This window comes from Solibacillus sp. FSL W7-1324 (assembly GCF_038008025.1).
Classification (GTDB): Bacteria; Bacillota; Bacilli; order Bacillales_A; family Planococcaceae; genus Solibacillus.
This window is the reverse complement of the sequence record NZ_JBBOYH010000001.1, coordinates 3,527,501-3,546,475: the sequence shown is the minus strand read 5'-3', so window position 1 is coordinate 3,546,475 and position 18,975 is coordinate 3,527,501. Positions and strand designations below refer to the sequence as shown.

Annotated in this window: 24 protein-coding genes (1 of these 24 running past the window's edge); 21 read left to right on the top strand and 3 right to left on the bottom strand. The window is 40.7% G+C overall.

The window, feature by feature from the left end; all coding sequences use genetic code 11:
* The first annotated feature begins 31 nt into the window (after window positions 1-31).
* The 15 genes from rplO to rpsI all read left to right on the top strand — a co-directional run bounded on the left by rplO (window position 32) and on the right by rpsI (window position 10,383).
* On the top strand, window positions 32-472 hold the full coding sequence (gene rplO / locus MKY71_RS17730) for a 50S ribosomal protein L15 (protein WP_008406935.1): 441 nt from the start codon (window positions 32-34) through the stop codon (window positions 470-472).
* Window positions 472-1,767, top strand: a complete 1,296-nt coding sequence (gene secY, locus MKY71_RS17725) for a preprotein translocase subunit SecY (protein WP_339174370.1) — start codon at window positions 472-474, stop codon at window positions 1,765-1,767. Before rplO ends, secY begins: the two co-directional genes overlap by 1 nt.
* Window positions 1,768-1,829: 62 nt before the next feature.
* Window positions 1,830-2,483 (top strand): adenylate kinase, encoded by a 654-nt coding sequence (locus MKY71_RS17720; RefSeq protein WP_251690856.1) that lies wholly within the window; start codon window positions 1,830-1,832, stop codon window positions 2,481-2,483.
* A 413-nt stretch (window positions 2,484-2,896) separates the two neighbouring features.
* Entirely contained in the window at window positions 2,897-3,115 is a 219-nt protein-coding gene (gene infA, locus MKY71_RS17715) for a translation initiation factor IF-1 (protein ID WP_008406932.1), read from the top strand.
* Window positions 3,116-3,152: 37 nt separating this feature from the next.
* Window positions 3,153-3,266 (top strand): 50S ribosomal protein L36, encoded by a 114-nt coding sequence (rpmJ, locus tag MKY71_RS17710; RefSeq protein WP_000868344.1) that lies wholly within the window; start codon window positions 3,153-3,155, stop codon window positions 3,264-3,266.
* 24 nt (window positions 3,267-3,290) lie between these two features.
* A complete protein-coding gene (rpsM, locus tag MKY71_RS17705; protein WP_008406720.1) occupies window positions 3,291-3,656 on the top strand; it encodes a 30S ribosomal protein S13 in 366 nt (121 codons plus the stop codon).
* 26 nt (window positions 3,657-3,682) lie between these two features.
* Window positions 3,683-4,072 (top strand): 30S ribosomal protein S11, encoded by a 390-nt coding sequence (rpsK, locus tag MKY71_RS17700; RefSeq protein WP_008406718.1) that lies wholly within the window; start codon window positions 3,683-3,685, stop codon window positions 4,070-4,072.
* Between the two features lie 145 nt (window positions 4,073-4,217).
* Entirely contained in the window at window positions 4,218-5,162 is a 945-nt protein-coding gene (locus MKY71_RS17695; RefSeq protein WP_008406717.1) for a DNA-directed RNA polymerase subunit alpha, read from the top strand.
* Between the two features lie 56 nt (window positions 5,163-5,218).
* Window positions 5,219-5,596, top strand: coding sequence for a 50S ribosomal protein L17 (gene rplQ, locus MKY71_RS17690; RefSeq protein ID WP_339174364.1), 378 nt, complete (start codon window positions 5,219-5,221; stop codon window positions 5,594-5,596).
* 445 nt (window positions 5,597-6,041) lie between these two features.
* On the top strand, window positions 6,042-6,887 hold the full coding sequence (locus MKY71_RS17685) for an energy-coupling factor ABC transporter ATP-binding protein (protein ID WP_339174361.1): 846 nt from the start codon (window positions 6,042-6,044) through the stop codon (window positions 6,885-6,887).
* Window positions 6,863-7,735 carry an energy-coupling factor ABC transporter ATP-binding protein gene (locus tag MKY71_RS17680; protein ID WP_340733509.1) on the top strand — a complete coding sequence of 291 codons (873 nt, stop codon included), beginning with the start codon at window positions 6,863-6,865 and terminating at the stop codon, window positions 7,733-7,735. The genes MKY71_RS17685 and MKY71_RS17680 overlap by 25 nt, the downstream gene beginning before the upstream one ends.
* Entirely contained in the window at window positions 7,732-8,529 is a 798-nt protein-coding gene (locus tag MKY71_RS17675; protein WP_340733508.1) for an energy-coupling factor transporter transmembrane component T family protein, read from the top strand. Before MKY71_RS17680 ends, MKY71_RS17675 begins: the two co-directional genes overlap by 4 nt.
* Before the next feature lie 12 nt (window positions 8,530-8,541).
* Window positions 8,542-9,291, top strand: coding sequence for a tRNA pseudouridine(38-40) synthase TruA (gene truA / locus MKY71_RS17670; protein ID WP_340733506.1), 750 nt, complete (start codon window positions 8,542-8,544; stop codon window positions 9,289-9,291).
* Window positions 9,292-9,523: 232 nt separating this feature from the next.
* Window positions 9,524-9,961, top strand: a complete 438-nt coding sequence (rplM, locus tag MKY71_RS17665) for a 50S ribosomal protein L13 (protein ID WP_191701173.1) — start codon at window positions 9,524-9,526, stop codon at window positions 9,959-9,961.
* Between the two features lie 29 nt (window positions 9,962-9,990).
* On the top strand, window positions 9,991-10,383 hold the full coding sequence (gene rpsI, locus MKY71_RS17660; protein ID WP_251690844.1) for a 30S ribosomal protein S9: 393 nt from the start codon (window positions 9,991-9,993) through the stop codon (window positions 10,381-10,383).
* 69 nt (window positions 10,384-10,452) lie between these two features.
* On the opposite strand, the gene MKY71_RS17655 is transcribed toward rpsI, so the two are convergent.
* Complete coding sequence (locus tag MKY71_RS17655; RefSeq protein WP_340733505.1) at window positions 10,453-11,490, bottom strand: C45 family peptidase; 1,038 nt, start codon at window positions 11,488-11,490, stop codon at window positions 10,453-10,455.
* 119 nt (window positions 11,491-11,609) lie between these two features.
* Between MKY71_RS17655 and MKY71_RS17650 the strand changes: the two genes are divergently transcribed.
* The 5 genes from MKY71_RS17650 to MKY71_RS17630 all read left to right on the top strand — a co-directional run bounded on the left by MKY71_RS17650 (window position 11,610) and on the right by MKY71_RS17630 (window position 17,416).
* On the top strand, window positions 11,610-11,942 hold the full coding sequence (locus MKY71_RS17650) for a 2-keto-3-deoxygluconate kinase (protein ID WP_340733504.1): 333 nt from the start codon (window positions 11,610-11,612) through the stop codon (window positions 11,940-11,942).
* A gap of 32 nt (window positions 11,943-11,974) precedes the next feature.
* A complete protein-coding gene (locus tag MKY71_RS17645) occupies window positions 11,975-13,714 on the top strand; it encodes an ABC transporter ATP-binding protein (protein ID WP_340733503.1) in 1,740 nt (579 codons plus the stop codon).
* Between the two features lie 25 nt (window positions 13,715-13,739).
* The gene (locus MKY71_RS17640) at window positions 13,740-15,515 is read left to right on the top strand and encodes an ABC transporter ATP-binding protein (RefSeq protein ID WP_340733652.1); all 1,776 of its coding nucleotides are present in this window, start codon (window positions 13,740-13,742) and stop codon (window positions 15,513-15,515) included.
* A 58-nt stretch (window positions 15,516-15,573) separates the two neighbouring features.
* Window positions 15,574-16,287 (top strand): N-acetylmuramoyl-L-alanine amidase, encoded by a 714-nt coding sequence (locus MKY71_RS17635; protein ID WP_339196543.1) that lies wholly within the window; start codon window positions 15,574-15,576, stop codon window positions 16,285-16,287.
* A 73-nt stretch (window positions 16,288-16,360) separates the two neighbouring features.
* Entirely contained in the window at window positions 16,361-17,416 is a 1,056-nt protein-coding gene (locus MKY71_RS17630) for a P-loop NTPase (RefSeq protein ID WP_339174343.1), read from the top strand.
* 45 nt (window positions 17,417-17,461) lie between these two features.
* Here MKY71_RS17630 and gerD read toward each other — a convergent pair whose 3' ends face one another.
* Window positions 17,462-18,073 carry a spore germination lipoprotein GerD gene (gerD, locus tag MKY71_RS17625; RefSeq protein WP_339174339.1) on the bottom strand — a complete coding sequence of 204 codons (612 nt, stop codon included), beginning with the start codon at window positions 18,071-18,073 and terminating at the stop codon, window positions 17,462-17,464.
* Window positions 18,074-18,221: 148 nt separating this feature from the next.
* Here gerD and MKY71_RS17620 point away from each other — a divergent pair, with 148 nt between their 5' ends.
* Window positions 18,222-18,902 (top strand): KinB-signaling pathway activation protein, encoded by a 681-nt coding sequence (locus tag MKY71_RS17620; protein WP_339174336.1) that lies wholly within the window; start codon window positions 18,222-18,224, stop codon window positions 18,900-18,902.
* Between the two features lie 71 nt (window positions 18,903-18,973).
* Here MKY71_RS17620 and MKY71_RS17615 read toward each other — a convergent pair whose 3' ends face one another.
* On the bottom strand, window positions 18,974-18,975 hold a 2-nt sliver of the coding sequence (locus MKY71_RS17615) for a hypothetical protein (protein ID WP_339196537.1). Its footprint extends 643 nt past the window's final position; just 2 of its 645 coding nucleotides fall inside the window; the start codon falls outside the window, past its right edge; only part of the stop codon is in view: it crosses the right edge, with 2 bases visible at window positions 18,974-18,975.

Genomic DNA, 18,975 nt, shown 5'->3' with positions numbered 1-18,975 from the left:
TCAATTATACGAACAAGGAGGTGCCACCCAAATGAAACTTCATGAGTTAAAACCAGCAGAAGGTTCACGTAAAGTACGTAACCGCGTTGGTCGTGGTATCGGTTCTGGTAACGGTAAAACTTCTGGTAAAGGTCATAAAGGTCAAAACGCTCGTTCTGGCGGCGGCGTTCGCCCAGGATTTGAGGGGGGTCAAAACCCACTTTTCCGTCGTTTACCTAAACGTGGCTTTACGAACATTAACCGTAAAGAATACGCTATCGTTAACCTTGACGCGTTAAACCGTTTTGAAGATGGTGCAGAAGTAACACCTGCATTATTATTAGAAACTGGTATCGTGAGCAACGAAAAAGCTGGAATCAAAATTCTAGGTCATGGAACGTTAAGCGTTAAGCTTAATGTTAAGGCTCACAAATTCTCAGCTTCTGCAAAAGAAGCAATTGAGAACGCTGGCGGAACAACTGAGGTGATCTAATGTTTCAGACAATCTCTAACTTTATGCGCGTTCGAGATATACGAAATAAAATCATCTTCACACTTTTAATGTTAATCATTTTTCGTATCGGGACATTCATCCCGGTACCAAATGTTAACGCAGATGTATTAAAGGCAACTGATGAGTTCAGCTTAGTAGGTTTCCTTAATACGTTTGGCGGTGGTGCATTGGCAAACTTCTCGATCTTTGCGATGGGGATTATGCCGTACATCACAGCCTCAATCATTGTCCAGTTACTTCAAATGGATGTTGTTCCTAAGTTTGCAGAATGGGCGAAACAAGGTGATGTAGGTCGACGCAAGTTGGCTCAATTCACTCGTTACTTCACGATTGTATTAGCATTCATTCAATCTTTCGCAATGAGCTTTGGATTTAACCAATTTTATGGCGGATCATTGATTACGGATACTAGTATTCAATCATACTTAACGATTTCAATCGTATTAACTGCAGGTACAGCTTTCCTATTGTGGTTATCTGAACAAGTTACTGCATATGGTGTTGGTAATGGTATTTCAATCATTATCTTCGCTGGTATCGTAGCTGCGATTCCTAACGCAGTAAACCAAATCTATGCACAACAAATTGATGGAGCGGGCGATCAATTGTTTATCAATATTGCCATTCTAGTTCTATTAGTTCTAGTGTTGCTTGCTGTTGTCGTTGGAGTTATTTATATTCAACAAGCGTTGCGTAAAATTCCAATTCAATATGCAAAACGAGTTGCTGGGAATTCACCTAAAGTTGGTGCACAGCAAACGCATTTACCGTTAAAAGTAAATGCTGCAGGGGTTATTCCGGTAATCTTTGCGGTTGCGTTTATTGTTACACCTCAAACTTTAGCAACTTTCTTTGGAGATAATAATGTAACAGCGTTTATTACGAACACGTTTGACTATACTAAACCTGTTGGTATGTTAATCTATGTTGCTTTAATTATCGCCTTCACATACTTCTATGCATTCATTCAGGTGAATCCGGAAAATGTGGCAGACAACTTGAAAAAGCAAGGTGCTTATATCCCGGGTATCCGCCCAGGTAATGACACTCAAGCTTACTTAACAAAAGTTCTTTATCGTTTGACATTAGTTGGAGCTTTATTCTTAGTAGTTATTTCTGTAATGCCGATTTTATTCATTAACTTCATGAACCTGCCAGCTTCGGCTCAAATCGGGGGAACAAGTATGATTATCGTAGTCGGTGTTGCTCTTGAAACAATGAAACAGTTAGAGTCTCAATTAGTGAAGCGTCATTATAAAGGCTTTATGAAATAATGCAGGTTTAGGAAACATTCTCGTTTCCTTACCGGCTTATGCTATAAAGGGGAGTATTACGTATGAATATCGTTTTAATGGGTCTTCCAGGTGCCGGTAAAGGTACTCAGGCTGACAAAATTGTTGAGAAGTACGCAATCCCTCATATTTCTACAGGCGATATGTTCCGTGCCGCTATTAAAGAAGGTACAGAATTAGGTTTACAGGCCAAATCATTTATGGATCAAGGTGCATTAGTACCCGATGAAGTAACGATTGGTATTGTTCGTGAACGTCTTTCACAACCAGACTGCGAAAAAGGTTTCTTATTAGATGGATTCCCACGTACGGTTCCTCAAGCTGAAGCTTTAGATAGCATCCTTGAAGAATTAGGGCGCCCAGTTGAGCATACAATTAATGTTCAAGTTGAAAAAGAAGAGTTAATCGCACGTTTAAGTGGTCGTCGTATTTGTAAGACTTGTGGTACATCATATCATTTAGTGTTTAACCCACCAAAAGTGGATGGCATTTGTGATAAGGATGGCGGCGAGTTATACACGCGTGCAGATGATAATCCTGAAACTGTTACAAACCGTCTGGAAGTAAATATGAACCAAGCACAACCTTTACTTGATTTCTACAAAGCAAAGGGAGTACTTACAAATATTAATGGACAGCAAGAAATTTCAAAAGTATTTGCTGATCTTGATGCTCTATTGCAGGGCAGCCGCAGCTGATATCCGTCCGGGCGCTAGACAGCTTCCGCGGTAGTCATGCGGAGGCAACAACGAAACATAATTTTTTGAGAGTTGCAAAAGCATATTGTGCCCGGTATATACTATAAAGGTTGAGCACTAAATTAGTGTGATGACATCTTTGTAACGTATAATGGGTTTCGTGGAAGCATCTGTGTAACGGGTATGAATCTCTCATCAAGACATTCCGGCTATCGTGTTAACATAAGGATGCGGTTCCTTATAGGATACTGTTTCCATGGATTGTGTGAAGCGAAACCAGACGAGCGTCTTATTCTACATCTCTCATGCAATCCAAACCATATGTTGAAACGAGTTGCTTCTTAATTAGGAGAAACAGTTGCAAGAGCTCGCATGAGTTTTTTGATATAAGCATATAGAAGGGAGTCGAGAAGATGGCGAAAGACGATGTAATTGAAGTCGAAGGGACAGTTCTTGAGACTTTGCCAAACGCGATGTTTAAGGTAGAATTAGAAAATGGGCACACTGTGCTTGCACACGTATCTGGAAAGATCCGTATGCACTTTATCCGTATCCTACCTGGAGATAAGGTTACTATTGAGTTATCTCCTTATGATTTAACTCGCGGTCGTATCACATACCGTTTTAAATAATCTTTTGCACTCCGGACTATTAAGGAGGTTAGGTTAGATGAAAGTGAGACCATCTGTGAAACCGATCTGCGAAAAATGTAAAGTAATTCGCCGACGCGGTAAAGTAATGGTAATCTGTGAAAATCCTAAACACAAACAAAAACAAGGATAATTAATCAAGGAGGTGCACTAACGAATGGCACGTATTGCTGGTGTTGATATTCCTCGCGACAAACGCGTTGTAATTTCATTAACATACATTTACGGTATTGGTAAAACTACTTCTCAAAAAGTATTAGCAGGTGCAGGTATTGACGAAAATACTCGCGTTAAAGACTTAACAGAAGATCAATTAAACCAAATCCGTGAACAATTAGATTCATACAAAACTGAAGGTGACTTACGTCGTGAAGTTTCTTTAAACATCAAACGTTTAATGGAGATTGCTTCTAACCGTGGTATCCGTCACCGTCGTGGTTTACCTGTTCGTGGTCAAAATACGAAAAACAATGCGCGTACGCGTAAAGGTCCACGTAAGACTGTAGCGAACAAGAAAAAATAATTAAGTAAAGGAGGTTCCTTCTTAACATGGCTCGTAAACAACAAACTCGTAAACGTCGTGTGAAAAAGAACATCGAATCTGGTGTTGCTCACATCCGTTCTACATTCAACAATACAATCGTAACGATCACTGATATGCAAGGTAACGCATTATCTTGGTCTTCAGCTGGTGCTTTAGGTTTCCGTGGTTCACGTAAATCAACTCCATTCGCAGCTCAAATGGCTGCTGAAACAGCTGCAAAAACTTCAATGGAACATGGTTTAAAAAACATTGAAGTAACAGTTAAAGGTCCTGGTTCAGGTCGTGAAGCTGCAGTACGTGCACTTCAAGCTGCTGGATTAGAAGTAACTGCTATTAAAGACGTTACTCCAGTTCCTCATAACGGTTGCCGTCCGCCAAAACGTCGTCGTGTGTAATGGGTGCAGCTTAGAAGTATAATTACTTCTACGTACATCATGTTACTTTGTACAAAAGTCTTGTGCATTTTATAGTCTAACTTAGATTAACAACTATGATGATAAGAACCTATACATTAGATGTTTTGAAGGAGGGTAAATTGGAATGATCGAAATTGAAAAACCAAAGATTGAAACAGTGGAGATTAGCGAAGATGCCAAATACGGCAAGTTTGTTGTAGAACCGCTTGAACGTGGTTATGGTAATACTTTGGGGAATTCTCTACGTCGTATCCTTCTGTCTTCATTACCTGGAGCTGCTGTTACGTCAATTCAAATTGACGGCGTATTACACGAATTCTCAACTGTAGAAGGCGTTGTAGAAGATGTCGCTTCGATTATCTTAAACGTGAAAAAGCTAGCTTTAAAAATCTACTCTGACGAAGAAAAAGTTATTGAGATTGATGTAAAAGGTGACGGAACGGTTACTGCAGCTGACATTACACATGACAGTGATGTAGAAATTTTAAACCCAGATCTATATATCGCAACAATCGCTAAGAACGGTCATTTACGTATGCGTATGTACGCACAACGTGGCCGTGGTTATACTCCTGCTGATCAAAACAAACGTGAGGATCTTCCTATCGGCGTGATCCCGATCGACTCTATTTACACTCCAGTTTCACGCGTCAACTTCCAAGTAGAGAACACTCGTGTTGGACAAAACTCTGACTACGACAAGTTATCACTTGATGTATGGACAGATGGAAGCATCGGTCCTAAAGAGGCGATTTCACTTGGAGCGAAAATTTTAACTGAACACTTAAATATCTTCGTTGGCATGACGAACGAGGCACAAACTGCTGAAATCATGGTCGAAAAAGAAGAAGACCAAAAAGAAAAAGTATTAGAGATGACTATCGAAGAACTTGATCTTTCTGTTCGTTCTTACAACTGCTTGAAGCGTGCTGGTATCAATACGGTACTAGAATTAGCTAACAAGTCAGAAGACGATATGATGAAAGTACGTAATCTTGGTCGTAAGTCTCTTGAAGAAGTTAAGCATAAGTTAGAAGAGCTTGGTTTAGGATTACGTAAAGAAGACTAAGCGAAAAATTATAAAATTTAGCTAGATCAGATATATTTAAAAGGAGGGAAACGTCCATGGGTTACAGAAAACTTGGTCGTACAAGTTCTCAACGTAAAGCATTATTACGCGACTTAGCTACTGATTTAATCATCAACGAGCGCATCGAAACTACTGAAGCGCGCGCTAAAGAAACTCGTAAAGCTGTTGAGAAAATGATTACTTTAGGTAAACGCGGAGATTTACACGCTCGTCGTCAGGCAGCATCATTCATCCGTCGTGAGCTAGTAACAGTTGGAGAAGGCGAAGAAGAAAAAACTGTTTTCGCACTTCAAAAATTATTTGACGATATCGCACCTCGTTATGCGGAGCGTCAAGGTGGTTACACTCGTATTCTTAAAGTAGGTCCTCGTCGTGGAGACGGCGCACCAGTAGTAATTATCGAATTAGTTTAATTCTTAATAACATACAGGTGGAAAAGGGGTGTCCGGTTCACCGGTTGAACCCGCACCCCTTTTTTATATAAACAAAATTGATTTATACGACATAATAAAGCTGAGCGTTATGATGAGCGGAGTATTTTATATACTGGCGTCTCGTTTAGCTCTCCGCACCTCATTCAACGAATTTTCGGGCTTGAGCACCCGTAAATTTTGTAAATGTAACGACAAGCGCATTTCTCTGAATGAGGTGCGCGCTTTTTTATTTATGGAATGAAGGGTTGAGCCCCTAAATTCCCTATACATATGCAAACATAAAGTACGTTTAAATAGGTGGCCGTTCGCGCAAAACTTGTTTGAAAACGTGCTTTATTTTTATATAGGTATCATTTCCTGGGAAATTCAAATTAACAATATAATATGTCATACTTAAGCGAAGCAGAGGGGAGATTAGCTGCGTATGAGTGAAATTTTATCATTTAATCAAGTAACCTATTCATATACACCGGAAGAACCTCAAACTCGAAATGCGGTAGAGGATGTTTCCTTTGTCATTAACAAAGGGGAATGGATTACGATTGTCGGTCATAACGGCTCCGGAAAATCAACGATGGCCAAATTGATGAGTGGTCTTCTAATACCACAGCATGGCGAAGTCCGTATTAAACGTGAGCTTCTTACAGAAGAGAATATATGGGATATTCGTTCGCAGATAGGTATTGTCTTTCAAAATCCGGACAATCAGTTTGTCGGGGCGACTGTGCAGGATGATGTTGCTTTCTCGCTTGAAAACAACGGTGTCCCGCATGAAGAGATGGTTAAACGTGTGCACAATGCCCTCAGACAAGTGAAGATGGAAGAGTTTATCAACCACGAGCCACATCATTTATCAGGCGGACAGAAGCAGCGTGTCGCTATTGCAGGAGCATTGGCAATGCATCCGCAAATATTAATATTGGATGAAGCAACATCTATGCTGGATCCTCAAGGCCGTGAAGAAGTGTTAACAATCGTGGAAGCACTGCGAAAAGAAATTGGACTTACGGTATTGGCGATCACACATGATCTTGAAGAAGCGTTACTGGCAGACCGCATTATTTTTATGAATGCCGGCAAAAAATACGCTGAAGGAACGCCTGAGGAGATTTTTGCATTGGGTGATGAACTTGTACAGTTTGGTTTGGATATGCCGTTTGCGATGAAAATGACAAAGCTGCTGCAGGCACAAGGTGTACATCTTGTAGGACAACATATGACAGAAGAAGAGCTGGTGAATGACTTATGGACATCCAACTTCAACAAGTAAGCTATGCCTATGCAAAAGGCACACCATTTGAAAAGAAAGCTTTACATGAGGTTGACTTAACAATTAAAAGTGGAACATTTCAGGCGATTATCGGACATACAGGATCAGGGAAATCAACAATTCTCCTGCACTTTAACGGATTGTTAAAACCTTCGAGCGGTACCGTGAAAATCGGAGACCGATTGATTGAAGCAGGAAAAAAGGCAAAAGACTTAAAGACAGTGCGTCAAAAGGTAGGCATCGTGTTTCAGTTTCCTGAGCACCAGCTTTTTGAAGAGACTGTATTAAAGGATATTATGTTTGGCCCGATGAATTTTGGGGTGTCTGAGGAAGAAGCGGAAAAACGGGCGCGTGAGCTAATCTTATTAGTAGGATTGCCGGAAGAAATATTGGACAAATCCCCATTTGACCTATCTGGTGGTCAAATGCGACGTGTCGCCATTGCAGGAGTACTGGCAATGGACCCTGAAGTAATCGTTTTGGATGAGCCAACAGCGGGTCTTGATCCACGTGGTCAAAAAGAAATTATGGACTTATTTTATAAGCTACATAAAGAGCGCGGTTTAACAACGATACTCGTTACACATAGTATGGAGGATGCGGCACGCTATGCAGATGCGGTTGCAATAATGCATGAAGGACGCTGTGTGTTGACCGGAGATCCGCGTGCGATTTTCAGCGATCGTCAAACACTTGCCCAATTCCGTCTGGAGCCGCCACGTATTGTTCGCTTTCAGCATCAGGTCGAGAAGATGATGGGGAAACCATTGGCGAAAGTATGCTTAACTGAAGAAGAGCTTGCCTTGGAAATTGGACAGGCAATTCCAAAGGGGCGTGAACAGCAATGATGGAAAAAATGATATTTGGGCGCTATATACCAGGAAATTCATTTGTGCATAAGCTGGATCCGCGTTCAAAGCTGCTTTTTGTATTTGCCTTTATTATCGTCGTCTTTTTTGCCAATAATGCAGTAACCTATGCGCTGCTTTTGGCGTTTACATTACTCGTTATTCTACTTTCGAGAATCCGCCTTTATTTTCTAATCAACGGTTTAAAACCCGTCATATTCTTAATGCTCTTTACTTTGATTTTGCATTTGTTTATGACGAAGGAAGGGCCTGTATTAGTTGATCTTGGCTTTATGAAAATATACGAAGAAGGTTTACGACAAGGGATGTTCATATCAATGCGCTTTTTAATGCTCGTATTTATGACATCAATCTTAACGTTAACGACTTCCCCTATTTCAATTACGGACGGTCTGGAAGTACTGCTCAATCCATTTAAAAAGCTTAAGCTGCCTGTACATGAACTTGCATTAATGATGTCGATTTCTTTACGTTTCATACCAACATTAATGGATGAGACGGATAAAATAATGAAAGCGCAGATGGCCCGTGGTTCGGATTTAAGTGCAGGACCGATTAAAGATCGTCTCAAGGCAGTTGTACCGTTGTTAGTACCGCTCTTTGTCAGTGCATTTAAACGTGCAGAAGATTTAGCGACTGCGATGGAAGTGCGAGGCTACCGCGGGGGCGAAGGACGTACAAAATACCGTCAGTTAAAATGGATGGGAAGAGATACGGCTATTTTAGTCGTACTTGTATTATTAGGCGTCCTTTTATGGATGCTGCGCAGTTAGAGGAGTAAAGACATGGTGAGATTAAAAGCAACGATTAGCTATGACGGTACAGGGTTTGCCGGATATCAGGTGCAGCCGGGTGAGCGCACAGTACAGCTTGAAATCGAAAAAGTATTAACAAAAATGCATAAAGGGACACACGTTAAAATTACAGCGAGCGGCCGTACAGATGCGCGTGTCCATGCAACAGGTCAGGTAATACATTTTGATACGGCTCTTGCGATTCCCCCTGAAAAATATCAAAAAGCTTTAAATGTCCAATTGCCGCGTGATATTCGTGTACTTCATATGGAACAGGTAAGGGAAGACTTCCATGCACGCTATGATGTATCTGGCAAGCGTTACCGCTATATTTGGGATTGCCGCGCTGTTCAAAGCCCGTTTAGAAGACATTACGCAGTCGAAACAGGCGGAGTGAAGCCGAATGTAGAAGCGATGCGTGAAGCAGCCCAAGCAATTGTCGGGACACATGACTTCAGTTGCTTTTGCGCGGCAAATACGAGTGTAGTGGATAAAGTGCGTACGGTTGAAGCACTGGAGCTTGTCTGGCATGGGGAAGAGCTGCATATGACCATCAGCGGCAACGGCTTTTTATACAATATGGTACGGATCATTGCAGGGACATTGTGGGAAGTGGGCATCGGAAAAAGGGAAGCAGCGTCACTGGAAAAGGCAATCGCTTCAAGGGACCGTGCACAAGCAGGTAAAACAGCACCAGCACATGGTCTGTATTTGGAACAAGTTTTTTATCAAGATTTATAAAAATTTATTTGAAATAATTTTCCTCTTCACTATAAAAACCTAGAGAAATCGGCTTGTGAAAAGGGTTAACAACCTCTCCAGGTGTTCAATTAAATATCTTGACTTTAAACGCGATCCAGTATATGATGATGTATGGTATTTTCATTACCACCACAATAATAAGCCCCGAAACTTATAAAAGTGTATATAATGAAAAATAACGGTAATTCATATCGATTAGGAGGATACAAACATGCGCACAACTTTCATGGCTAAAGGTCAAGAAGTAGAACGTAAATGGTTAGTAGTTGACGCAGAAGGCCAAACGTTAGGTCGTTTAGCTTCTGAAGTAGCTTCTATCTTACGCGGTAAACATAAACCAACATTCACACCAAACGTTGATACAGGAGATCATGTGATCATCATCAACGCTGATAAAATTGAGTTAACAGGTAACAAATTACAAAAGAAAATTTACTACCGTCACACTCAATTCGCTGGTGGTTTAAAACAACGTACAGCTGGTGAAATGAAGGAAAAATACCCAACTCAAATGCTTGAGTTAGCAATTAAAGGTATGCTTCCAAAGAACTCTTTAGGTCGTCAAATGTTCACTAAATTGAACGTTTACACTGGTTCTGAACATCCACATGCTGCACAAAAACCAGAAGCTTACGAGTTACGTGGTTAATCAATAAACTATAATAGGAGGAAATAACTTTGGCACAAGTACAATATATCGGCACAGGTCGCCGTAAAAGCTCAACTGCTCGCGTACGTTTAGTACCAGGCGAAGGTAAAGTAGTAATCAACAACCGTGATGTTTCAGATTACCTACCATACGAAACTTTACACTTAATTATCAACCAACCATTAGTAGCTACAGAAACTAAAGGTTCATATGACGTTCACGTTAACGTAAACGGTGGTGGATTCACAGGTCAAGCTGGAGCAATCCGTCATGGTATCGCACGTGCATTATTACAAGTTGATCCAGACTTCCGCCCAGCTTTAAAATCAGCGGGTCTATTAACTCGTGATTCACGTATGAAAGAACGTAAAAAACCAGGTCTACGCGGCGCTCGTCGTGCACCTCAGTTCTCAAAACGTTAATCTATACGATTATTATTTTGCGAAACTACAAAACCCTTTCTTGGAATTATCCGAGAAAGGGTTTTTTCTTTATTCATTTGCAAAGCCGTTTGTCGCATGAAGTTTTCCTTTAATTTTTGAAAGAGGCAAATGAGTACCGCTTAGCCACGATTTAAAATCAATCACTACAGGCAGTGCATCGCCACCTAAAGCAAAAATACATTTCCCTTCACCCGGTAAATAGCCAACCGTATGGAGAGTCCCATCCCATGCACCGTATTTTGTCGCAAAGACGCCATTTTCGATACCATTCAATAATGTATATGCCTTTTCAAAACTAAGTGGATTTGCCTGGGCACTCGAAATAATATGTTCACGCGCTAAGGAATCTTCTGTTCGGTACCGGTTTTCTTCTGTCAGCACTTTAAAGTGATTCGTACAGGCTGCTGCGTCGCGCACGGCCACATTGCGGGGAGATGCTTCTACTGCCACCATCGTTTGCTTCGCATCCAGTAATACATAATTAAATGAATGCTTATGGGGAATATCTTTTAACAGAGAAATGCCATCTTCAACAGTTGCGCAACGTTCAAGTAAAAGACGCGCAATCATATTGCACACAAAGCCATCCACACTGTTTTTCGTATTGACAAAGTTATAACCGACGACAAGTCCTTTTTCATTCATTCCATCCATACGACCTGTAATTTGCATTGAAGGACCGAGTGCCGCGTAGCCACCGTCCGTTGGAGCATATAGCACAAAGCGTCCATCATAGCTTTTAGGGTCATTATCATAGTTGCGGATCATATAAGAAGGACTTGTCGTAATCGAGCAGCCACTTTTTCTGTGTGCGGCATAATAGCCTCCATAATGGAGTAAAGCCTGTTCTTCTGTATAACCAAGTGTATAAGCGAGACCTTCAATTTCTTCTATTATTCCTGGAGAGAAACGGGCTAATAGTTGATTAACATATGATTTATCTATAGAAAATCTATGATCCAGTTGTTTATAAAGTTCTTCTCTATTAGAAAAAAGCGGAGAGTTCTTTAAAAGCTCTCCCTGATATATACCAAACTCATAATGCGATCCTCTAAATTGTATAATATCGCTCGTCACGTTTTTCAATTTTATGTACCCCTTTAATGAAACTGTTTGTTTTATAGTAACGATATTTAAAGAGCAAACAAAATAAAACGGTTTGAAAAAAAGTTCTTCTCCTGAGCACTTTACCGGGAGTATTACTTTTGTATACAATAGTATACGATAGTATTCAAAAGAGATGGGTGATAAATTTGAGATCAGAAGGTAGAGGGAGACACCGAGGAGAAGGAGAACATAGTATTCGCCGTCCAAAGGGTGCCCAAACTTTCCGTCGTGGGCGTGCATTGGAGTTTTACCGTCAACTCGAAATGAAACGTTCAACTTTGAAACAACAGCTGGAGTCTACGGAATTGCAGTCGATTCATTCTGTCATTGCAGGAGAACTGAAAGCGACCGAAGCGATTATGAATGATTTTGTAGGGTTGTTCCAATTAAATGAACTGTTGGAAGAAACAAAGCCAACAGAAGAGGATTGAATTTTCACAACATAAGGAAGTGAACTTGTTTAATGCAAGCAGTATGGAAACTCTCAAAATATATTAAGCCATATATATTATTTGCGATCATCGCTCCCGTAATGATGGTTATTGAGGTAAGCATGGATTTACTGCAGCCTACAATATTACAGCATATTATCGACGATGGGATTGCTCAAAATGATACGTCATATATTGTGAAAATGTTTGGCTTAATGATAGCGACATCTTTAATCGGTTTAATCGGAGGTGTAGGGTGTTCGATTTATGCGTCACGGACGGCTGTTAACTTTTCAACCGATCTACGTCACGATTTATATGAAACGATTACGTATTTTTCAAATAACAGTAAAGATAAATTTACGCTCGGAAAGCTTGTTACGAATTTAACGAGTGATATGGAAATGCTTCAGCGTGCACTGACAATGTTATTAAAAATATTTGTCCGTGGACCGATGATGTTTATCGGGGCCATTGTCATTGTCTTTATTACAGCCCGCGAATTATTTCCGATTTTGTTGGTCGTTGTGCCGATTTTGGCGTTTTGCATGTACTACTTTACGGCACTATCAGGCAAGCTTTTTCATAAAGTGCAAAAGGTTGTCGATGTAGTAAATACGAAAGTCCAGGAAAACTTGGCAGGTATTCGGGTCATTAAGGCTTACAACCGGAAAAATCATCAGATCGAGCAGTTTACCGGAGTAAATACACAACTGATGAAGCGCAGTATGGCAGCTGATCAAATTATAGGCGTACTTGCACCGCTTACGATGTTTGTCGTGAACTTAGGTATAGTAGCAGCACTTTGGATGGGTGCGATCAAAGTAGACAACAATACGTTACAAGTTGGGGTTATTCTGGCCTTTATCAACTATTTAATGATGGTCATGCAGGGGCTGATGAGTTCTTCGATGGTACTTGTACAGCTGGCACGTGCAATACCAAGCGCGGGGCGAATCGTAGAAGTGCTGGAAGAGACAACAGACTTAACGAGTCCTTCAGTACCAGAGCTGAAAGAGATTCAAGGAAGAATCAGTTTTGAAGATGTAAGCTTCTCCTATTTAAAAGAAACAGAATCGGTATTGAAAAATATTAGCTTCGACGTGAATGCGGGAGAAACCCTCGGCATTATCGGAATGACAGGAAGCGGGAAATCGACATTAGTTAAAATGATTCCACGCCTGTTTGATCCTGACAGTGGTGTAGTAAAAATTGACGGGCTACCGATCGGGAACTATTCATTGGAACATTTACGCCAGTCAATCGGTTTTGCGCCACAAAAAGCTACACTGTTTTCGAAAACGATTGCCGACAACTTACGCTACGGCAAACCCGGTGCAACTACAGAGGAAATTTTGCAGGCATTACAATCAGCAAACGCCAAGGAGTTTGTCGATAAACTGGATGCAGGCACAGACCACTTGCTCACACAAGGGGCAACAAACTTGTCAGGCGGGCAAAAGCAGCGTTTGGCAATGGCGCGGTCATTTATCCGTAAACCAAGTATTTTGATTTTGGATGATGTGACAAGTGCGGTTGACAGTATTTCTGAAAAAACGATTCAACGGGCAATTGAAGAACAATTTAGTAATGCCACAAAAGTGATTGTCTCATCTAAAATCTCTTCAATTCGTCATGCCGATCAAATACTCGTAATGGATGACGGAAAAATTGCCGCAGCAGGGACACATGAGCAATTATTGCAGGAAAGTCCATTATACAAAGAGATGGCGAAAACACAGGCAGAAAAAGGGGTGACCTTAAGTGAATAAACATCAAGGGGAACCGCCTACACCAATGAGGCATCCAGGTGGTCGCTTTACAGGTCCGGTTGTGAAGCCGAAAAATCAAAAAGAAACATTGCTTCGTATTTGGAGCTATTTACGCATACAAAAGGTAGAACTGATCAGTGTTGTCATTTTCGTTATTATTAGTACATTGCTAAGCTTAGTCGGCCCATTTCTAATCGGGAGAACAATCGATGATTATATTGTGAAGCTCGATGTTCCAGGTGCGATTCGGATGGCTCTTATTTTAGCCGGCGTCTATATCGCGTCATCGTTACTGACATGGCTTCAAACCTTTGTCATGATTCGTGTTTCACAAAAGACAATTCGCAGGTTGCGACAACAACTGTTTGAACAGTATCAGTCATTGCCGCTCGCCTTTTACGACAAAAGACAGCAGGGCGATTTAATGAGCCGGATGACAAATGACATCGAAAATTTAAATGCCGCTTTGTCACAGAGTGTCATTCAAATCGTTTCAAGTTTCTTAACGATTGTCGGAACGGCCTTTGCCCTCTTTTATTTAGATTGGCGTTTAGCGCTTGTTACGCTCATTATTATTCCGCTCATCGTTTATGCGACAAAGCAGATTATTAAACGAAGCAGTGTAAACTATAAGGCACGTCAACGGGATTTGGGCAATTTAAATGGGTATATTGAAGAAACCATTTCAAACGCGGATATTATTACGCTTTTCGGTCAGGAAAAATCAACGCTTGCTGAGTTTAAAGAGGCCAATGAGCGATTGCGCGGTTCGGCAATGCGAGCCGATATAATTTCCGGCTTCATGGGTCCAATCAATAACTTCATGAACAATTTAGGTTTAAGTCTTGTAATAGGCGCCGGTGCAATCATGGCAGTAACAAGCGGACTAACAATCGGTGTAATCGCATCATTTGTTACGTATACCCGACAGTTTTTCCGACCGATCAATCAGCTATCGAACTTGCTCAATACGTTCCAATCGGCTATTGCTGGTTCTGAACGTGTTTTTGAAGTGCTGGATGAAGCAAAAGAAGTAGCGGATATTGAAAATGCAAAAGCTAAGAAACAGTTTAGTGGAAATGTTAAGTTCGAAAACGTTCAGTTTGCTTATGAAACGGGCAAGACAGTATTACACGGAATCGATTTTGAAGCAAAAGCAGGAGAGACAATTGCCATTGTTGGTCCGACTGGTTCAGGGAAGACGACAATTATTCAGCTGTTAACCCGCTTTTATGATGCGACAGGTGGCCGGATCTTATTGGACGGTGAACCAATTCAACATTATAAGATGTCGAATGTGCGAGATCATGTCGGAGTTGTACTGCAGGATACATACCTGTTTTCAGGAACAGTACGTGAGAATATCCGTTTCGGTAAGCTCGATGCAACAGATGATGAGGTTGAACAGGCAGCAAAAATTGCATATGCACATAATTTTATCAAGTATTTGCCTGAGCAGTACGATACTGTATTGACAAGCGGGGGCTTAAATTTAAGTCAGGGGCAGCGTCAGCTTATAGCGATTGCCCGCGCAATTCTAGAAGATCCCGACATCTTAATCTTGGATGAAGCAACTTCAAGTGTTGATACAATGACAGAAGTGCATATTCAAAAAGGCTTGAACAATTTGATGGAAGGACGTACGAGCTTCGTGATTGCACACCGTCTTAAAACGATTGAAAATGCAGACCAGATCCTTGTCATTAAAGATGGGCAGATTTTAGAACAAGGAAATCATGACTCTTTAATGAATGAACAAGGTTTTTATGCAACATTACAGCGTCAGCTTTTGTCTCAATGATAAGGTGAATATTCCACCGTCCTTTTGCGTATAGTAGGCAAAAAGGACGGTGTTTTTTTTGAGACGTTGGCTTGCACTCATATTCGTAATTTTTTGTTCGATGCTTGTCGTTGTATATGAAACGAACGCATCCGACCGGCGATTTTTTTTACCCGAGCCATTAGGTGGGGTAAAAATTGTATTAGATGCTGGTCATGGAGGAGTTGATGGTGGTGCTTCAAATGGAGAGGTGATCGAAAAAGATGTGACATTGGCAATTACAAAAAAAGTAGCTCGTCAATTGACACGTTTGGGAGCAGAGGTAGTATTAACACGTTCCACAGATGGGGATGTACTGAGTGAACATGCACCAAGTGAGACATTTCCAACACTTCGTGAGCGTAAAAAACAGGACATTTTTTTACGTGAAACGTTAGTAGAATCACATGAACCGGATCTATTCATTACGATTCATGCAAATGCAATACCAAATAGCAAGTGGAGAGGCGCCCAAGTGTTTTACCATCAGACTGGACATGAAAAAAGTGCGGCACTTGCACAGGCAGTTCAGCAATCAATTCGAGAGACGATGGAAAATACGGAACGCGAAGCACTGGCAATTAAAAATGTTTATTTATTAAAGAAAATTGAAAAACCGGCTGTATTAGTTGAAACAGGTTTTTTAAGTAATGAGGAAGAGCGTGATTTGCTGGCAAATGACAGCTATCAGGAAAAAATGGCATTTGCAATTGCACGTGGCATTGAAAATTATATTCACGTAAAATACGAGTAGGCAACATGTAATAACAATACGAATCGATTATGATATACTAACAAATGTAATTTCATTCAGGGGAGTGTTTGATATGTTAAATGAGGAACAAGTCCGAGAACTATTAGGAGAACTACAAGATCCGTTTTTACATAAATCACTAGCAGAAACAAAAGGTGTAACAAACGTTTCGATTAAAGCAGAAAAAGCGCATGTGAGTGTTCGTATTGCAATCGCAAAAACTAATACGCCTGAACAAATGACACTTCAAATGAAAATTGTTGAAGTGTTAAAGGAAAATGGCGCAGCTTCAGTTGGAATTCGTTTTGAAGAGCTGCCGGCAGAAGTACTGCAGTCATTCCGTGGACAAGCGACGGAATCGGAAGCACAAGATATTTTATCACCATTATCAAGCGTACAATTTATTTCAATTGCATCAGGTAAAGGCGGAGTAGGGAAATCTACGGTATCTGTAAATATGGCAGTTGCACTTGCTCGCCTAGGCAAAAAAGTCGGTTTAATTGATGCTGATATTTATGGTTTCTCTGTACCGGACATGATGGGTGTTACAGAAATGCCGGTCGTAAAAGATGACCGTATTTACCCAGTAGAGCGTCTTGGTGTAAAAGTTATCTCTATGGGATTCTTCGTTGAAAACAATGCACCAATCGTTTGGCGCGGACCGATGCTTGGGAAAGTATTGGACCAGTTCTTCCGTGATGTAGAGTGGGGCGATTTAGACTACTTACTATTGGATTTACCACCAGGAACAGGAGACGTAGCTCTGGACATTCACCAAATGCTGCCGTCTTCAAAAGAGATTGTTGTAACAACACCTCACCCGACAGCCGCTTTCGTAGCAGCCCGTGCAGGTGCGATGGCATTACAGACAAATCATGAAATCCTTGGTGTTATTGAGAATATGGCTTGGTATGAAAGCAAATCAGGGGAAAAAGAATTCGTATTTGGTCAAGGTGGCGGTCCAAAGCTGGCTGATGAACTGCGCACAAAATTACTTGGTCAAATTCCGTTAGGACAACCAGATTGGACAGAGGAAGATTTTGCGCCATCTATCTATGCAGAAAGTCACCCGACAGGTAAAATCTATTTGCAAATCGCTGAAGAAATCATTTCAGAGTTAAAAAAATAAAAAAAGAACAACCAGTTGTCCCGATTGAGACGACTGGTTGTTTTTTTATGATTCTCCACCACTTTCTTTACCGCCGCCGCTTTCCTTCTCAGAGCCGGATCCCGATTCAGATCCCGATTCTTTTTCGGATGAAGCTTCACCGCTCTTCTTAATAAGATCCTGCCATTTTGTTTGCATAAGCGGATTTTCGATTGTTTCCATTACGATTTTTTCCAGCTCTTTTCGCATGACGGCACCTTTCATTATACTTTCGAGCTGCTTTTGCATATCCGGCTGGCCGAAGAAAGATGTTAAAGCTTCTTGGTAACTGGCGTCGTTCAGTAGGTTTTTCATTAATTCTTCCTGCTGATCCTGCATACTCTTGGCGAATGTTTCTTTGAATTTCGGGTCTTCAAATGTTTTGATCCAAAAATCCATTGCCTCTTTTGATAACATTGTCTCCTCGGTCGCTTTTTTTACTTCTTCTGTATTTAAAATAAGCAACTCCCGGAAATTCTTATCTTCAAACATTTGGCGAATTGCTTTTTTCCCATCCTCTGTTTGAATGGCATCGACCATGATTTTTTTCACTTCATCATAAGACATTGTCGTCGATTTGGCGTCACTACAACCGGTAAGGAGAATGAGGAAAAAGGTAAGTATGATTAATCGTTTCAATTTTCTCACGACCTTTCTTCATTTATGCGCTTTCGCTTATTGTTCACAATTTTACAAATTGTATGTAACATCTTTTAAGAGAGGTCGCTTTTTTGATACCAAATTGATAAAATATACAAGATATATTAAAAAATGGGGGAATTTGTTCGTGACGATACGGAACTGGGTGAAGTTTGCTTTTTGGGCATTAGTAATCGGTGGTTTAGTTAATGCAGCTGCCTCGTTAATTATTCGTTGGGACTTTTACCAGCCATACTTAGCGAATGGAGAAATCTCAGAATTTCTTGCAGCAGTAGTTTGGAATATCGTATTAGGGATGACAATGAGTGTAATGGCACAAGCAGGATTTTTTGCATATTTGACATTACATCAAGTCGGGGTCAATATATTTAGAACGCTAACACTTTGGAATTGGATTCAAATTTTATTAATCATTATCGTGTTAGTGGATATTATTGTTTTCCGTTTTGCACCAGGAGCTAATGCAGCGGGAGACTGGATTTTCTATGGTTTCTTACTTGCAGTGCTAATCGGTGCGGCCGTCTGGACAGCAATTAAAAAAATCAAAATGACGCAAAAGCCGCATGTGTTGATTTCAACATTATTTTTCATGATTGTTATTACATCTTTGGAGTGGATCATCGCTTTAATGGGAAGACAAGATAATATTGATGTATATGTTGCACTATTATTATTCCCATTAGTGGCCGTTAATGCATACCAAATTTTAATGTTGCCAAAATACAATGCACAATCAGAAGAAGATCGAAAACGATTGGAGCAGCGTCGCAAAGCACGAAAAGAAACAACAAAAACTGCAAAAGCATAAAAAAAGGGCGATCACAGAAATGAAAAATTTCGTGGCAGCCCTTTTTTAGTTTTATAGTAGAATAATAAAGTTT